This is a genomic window from Rhizobium sp. P1_E1, from assembly GCF_056406015.1.
The window spans coordinates 1-4,112 of the sequence record NZ_JBFUAY010000311.1; the positions used below are offsets into that span (position 1 = coordinate 1).

A 4,112-nucleotide genomic window follows, 5' to 3' on the forward strand; every position below is an offset into this window, starting at 1 on the left:
CGGCGCCGWCGAGGTTCCGCTTGGCGCGTGGTCGGGTTCGCCGGAGGCGCTCGAACGTCTGCGCAGCGCGGCCGGCAACGAGGTTGCCGATGCCCATGCCAAGCGGCTGAACGTCGTGACCAATACCCATGGCGCCGACGACATCCACGGCTCGGGTGCCGCCATCCTGCAGGCGGAGTTCCTCAGCCGCGTCCAGCGCTTCCTTGCGAGCAAGGGCTGCATCACCGGCGGCTGGGAAGAGGCAGCCCATGGCGATGTCATCGACAAATCGAAGAGCTATCTCTGCAGCTGGCGCAATGTCGAGGTCTCGGCCGAACTGGCCGAGCGCGGCTACGAAATCGTCGTCTGCCCCGGACAGGTCTACTACCTCGACATGGCGCTCAGGCCCGACTGGGATGAGCCCGGCGCCAGCTGGGCGGGGACTTCAGATGCCGAGAAGCTCTACAATTTCGATCCCATCGGCGGCTGGACGGCGAGCCAGAAACAGAAACTCCTCGGCATCCAGGCCTGCATCTGGTCCGAGCCGATGACGGACCGCGCCGTTTTCGACCGCCTCGTCTTCCCGCGCCTTTCCGCACTTGCCGAAACGGGCTGGACAAAGCCGTCATCCAAGTCGTGGGAGCGTTTCAGGGCGCTCGCAGGACTGATGCCGCTGCTCTACGGACTGCAGCAGTCGTAGCGCTCGGATTGGCGCCGCGGGCTTTATTTGAGGATCACCCTTGCCATCGCCGGAGGCGGTGATGGCGGGGGATACTGACATCGCTTAAGCTGAAAGCTTGAGTGCCGCGGAGAGGGTTTTCCCACCTTGCCTAGGTGGCGTGGCCAGCGCAACGCGTATCCGTCACGATCGGTTTGAGCCCAGAAGCGCGACAGCGGATTTTGGCTCCGCCCCTTGAGGCCAATGCTTGAAGCTCATCTTAAGCGATTATTTGGGCGTGACCTACTGGGAAGGGACTCGATTCGTTGGCGTAATGAACTCCAGGTAGGAGGAATGGGGCGCCGTCCCGAATGCTCTTGCCATGGATTGGATGAGCGCGGTCTTGTACGAAAGGGTAACAGCGGATGCTGGCGCCGCTCCGTCGAAACCGTGGTACACACCAGGCAGCAAGTGAAGTTCCGTTGGAACGCCAGCTTCTGCAAGTCTGTGTGCATATTCGAGATTCTCACTTACAAATAGATCAATTGAGCCGACCCATAAAAAAGTAGGTGGTAAACCGGAAAAGTCTTCAAGGCGCGCGGGAACGGCGCCTTTCGGAACGGCCGCACTCCCGGCCTCCATGCCGAGCAGCGCCGACCATCCCATCCTGTTATACTTCTCCGTCCAGCAAATCGTGCCAATGTGGGCTGGAGCCGGCTTGCTGCTTCCCGTTCGGTCATCCAGCATTGGGTAAGTCAGGCACTGAAACAGGATCGGAATCTCTCCGCGGTCTCTTGCTGCAATCGCAAGCATGGCTGCATGCCCACCTCCTGCACTCTCGCCTTGCACTGCAATCCGCAGACGATCAACGCCGAGTTCCTCGCACGACGTGTAAAGCCAGCGCAACGCCGCGTAGTTGTCCTCGAGAGATCCGGGATAACGCGTCTCCGGCGCAAGCCGATACTCCACCGAAACGATCACGCAGTCGAGGGCAAGCGCCTGGGCTTGAAGCAGGGGCACGTACTCGGCCGCCGAGCCGACTATGAATCCGCCGCCATGCATGTGCAGGATGGCAGGGCGGGACCCGCCAGGCCCAACTCCGACGATGTATATGCCAACGTCAGGATTACCCGGCGATCCCGGGATCAGCCGATATGCAAAAGGCACAGCGCGGGCGACCAACGGCACATGCGACGTGTCCGCTGCCCAAGCCCTGCGCAGTTCGGGTAGCAACGCCGACAATTCTGTCGCTGTGACATCATGATCGGGAGAACTGCGGAGGATCGCGGGATCACGGTCCTTCAAAGCCTGGCAAGCCTCAGCGAGTTCGGGGTGAACAAGAGAATCGGCACCGGCGGGTGGACGAGCCTTGGTGTTGCCGGCATCGCTTTGAAAAGCCATTGCGGACTGCCTTTCGGTCTGAATCGTGGAGAACGCGCTGCGCCGTGTTTTTTTGAGCAGCGCTGCGGCTGAACTGGACGGCTGTACCGCCCAGCGCGCTAATCGCATGATAATGTCAGTTTTTGCCCAGAAATTCGTCGACGTTGGACGGTGTGACGAGCTCGAAGGGGATATAGGTCACTTGCTCGACCTTCTTGCCTTTAACCATTGCCAGCGCGGCGTCGAGGGACCGGGTACCAATGGCGCTGCCATTCTGAAAAACAGTGACGTCGAGATCGCCGGCCTTCATCGCCATAAGTGCGTCAGCCGTTGCGTCGACCCCCGTCACAATGACATCGTCCATGTTGATCCCAGCAGCCTTGAGCGCCTGGGTTGCGCCGAGCGCCATTTCGTCGTTGTTTGCGAAGATGACGTCGATCCTGTCACCTGTCGTCAACCAATTCGTCACAAGGCTCTGGCCCCTTTCACGTGACCACTTGGCCTCCTGTTCCTGGGTGATATCAATGAATTTGCACATGTCCATCGCCGTGACGTCATGAACATCTTTCGTTCGCTGAAGTGACGCGGCATGGGAGAGATCGCCGATCATGATGTATGCGCGAATGCCTTCCGTCTTTCCTTTCGCACGCAGGAGCTTGCAGGCTTCGAACGCAGCGAGTGTTCCGGACTCGACTTCATTGGCTCCGACATAGATCTGCTTTTCTGGAAGCGTATCGAGATTGATCGGCTGCAGGTTCATATAGACGAGAGGGATGCCTGCGGCCTTTGCGGCATCGGTAATCGCCTGTGAGGACGACGTATCCACCAGGGTGATCATAATGGCGTCGACACCGGAAGCGATGAAGTTCTGGACCTGGGCGAGTTGCTTGCTGATATCGCCTTGCGCGTCCTCGATCTGTACCTCCACACCGTTGAGCGTGCCGGCGTAATCGAGAATCTTGTTGCGCATGACAGTTTGATAGTTGTCGTCGAATGTCGACATGCTGATGCCGACTGTTTCCGCGCAAGCCAGATTGTACGACAGCGCAAGAAGACTTGCGGTGACAAGCAGTTTCTTCATAAATTCCTCCTCCAGGTTCCTATTCTTCGCGCCCGGTATCCTTGGCGCATGCCATGATGTTCATCCATGGAGACCTCCCGCGCCCGGACCTGACCGTCTGTTGACAGAGCCATGAAAGCACGATTGATGAACGCGGCTTGATGTAATTTCCATCAACGTGGAAAAGGATTGGCACCGGGAGGATCGCTGGTGACCCAGAGTACCGCAGAGAAACGGCGGATCCGGCGGGGACCGTCTGTCGAAGAAGTGGCCGTCGTCGCGGGGGTTGGAACCGCAACCGTGGATCGGGTGCTCAATTCCCGTGGGAATGTTTCGGATGCGACGAGGACGCGCGTTCTCGATGCTCTTGACGCCCTGCGAAAAGCCGACGCAACGAAACGGACCAGAATTGCGTTCATCTGCGAGGCAGGCGACAGCTTCAACCGTTCGCTCACCGACGCCGTAAAGGCCGTAGCGTGGAGGCGGCAAGAGCTTGAGTTGACCGTATTTACGGCTTCGTCATTCGATGTCGAGATCGTACCATTCGCACAGCAAATCGAAAGGGAAGCAGAGTCTGCCGATGGCGTGGTGATCGTCGCACGGGAACATCCCGCCATCCTACGTGCTGCGCGCGCCGTGATCCGGCGCGGAAAACCCGTCATTTGCCTGGCAACCGACCTTCCTCGGTCCTGCAGGAACGGATTCGTCGGCAGTAACGAGTATGCTGCGGGCGCGGCCGCGGCCGGATTGATGGGCGACTTGATCAGATCTCGCAACGGTAGGATTCTGTTCATTGCCTGCGGTGAGTATCATGCGGCCAAAGATCGCGAACGAGGCTTCCGCACAGTCTTGAACAGCGAGTTCCGCCATTTAAACATCGAACATCGCCTGGATGTGAAGAACGACCCTGAACTCACCTATCAGGTTGTGAAAAGATTTATGACGGAGAGTGGTATTCCCCACGGTATCTACAGCGTGGCCGGTGGCAACTCGGCCGTAGGAAAAGTACTTCAAGAGCTCGGAGCGCAACAACAT

General features: G+C 58.8%; 4 protein-coding genes. 2 read left to right on the forward strand and 2 right to left on the reverse strand.

What is annotated here, in order from left to right; translation table 11 throughout:
• Positions 1-679: family 20 glycosylhydrolase (locus AC1D1Z_RS34635; protein WP_477853310.1), on the forward strand; the 679-nt coding region annotated here is incomplete at its 5' end.
• A gap of 261 nt (positions 680-940) precedes the next feature.
• Here AC1D1Z_RS34635 and AC1D1Z_RS34640 read toward each other — a convergent pair.
• Positions 941-2,146, reverse strand: a complete 1,206-nt coding sequence (locus AC1D1Z_RS34640) for an alpha/beta hydrolase (RefSeq protein WP_446968408.1) — start codon at positions 2,144-2,146, stop codon at positions 941-943.
• A 7-nt stretch (positions 2,147-2,153) separates the two neighbouring features.
• Positions 2,154-3,098, reverse strand: a complete 945-nt coding sequence (locus AC1D1Z_RS34645; protein WP_446944341.1) for a sugar ABC transporter substrate-binding protein — start codon at positions 3,096-3,098, stop codon at positions 2,154-2,156.
• Between the two features lie 189 nt (positions 3,099-3,287).
• Between AC1D1Z_RS34645 and AC1D1Z_RS34650 the strand changes: the two genes are divergently transcribed.
• Positions 3,288-4,112 (forward strand): LacI family DNA-binding transcriptional regulator (locus AC1D1Z_RS34650; protein ID WP_477853313.1); only part of this gene is annotated, 825 nt, incomplete at its 3' end.

Bases quoted from the DNA above. Each gene is read 5' to 3' on its own strand.
- AC1D1Z_RS34640 (WP_446968408.1), bottom strand. From the start codon at position 2,146: ATGCGATTAGCGCGCTGGGCGGTACAGCCGTCCAGTTCAGCCGCAGCG.
- AC1D1Z_RS34645 (WP_446944341.1), bottom strand. From the start codon at position 3,098: ATGAAGAAACTGCTTGTCACCGCAAGTCTTCTTGCGCTGTCGTACAAT.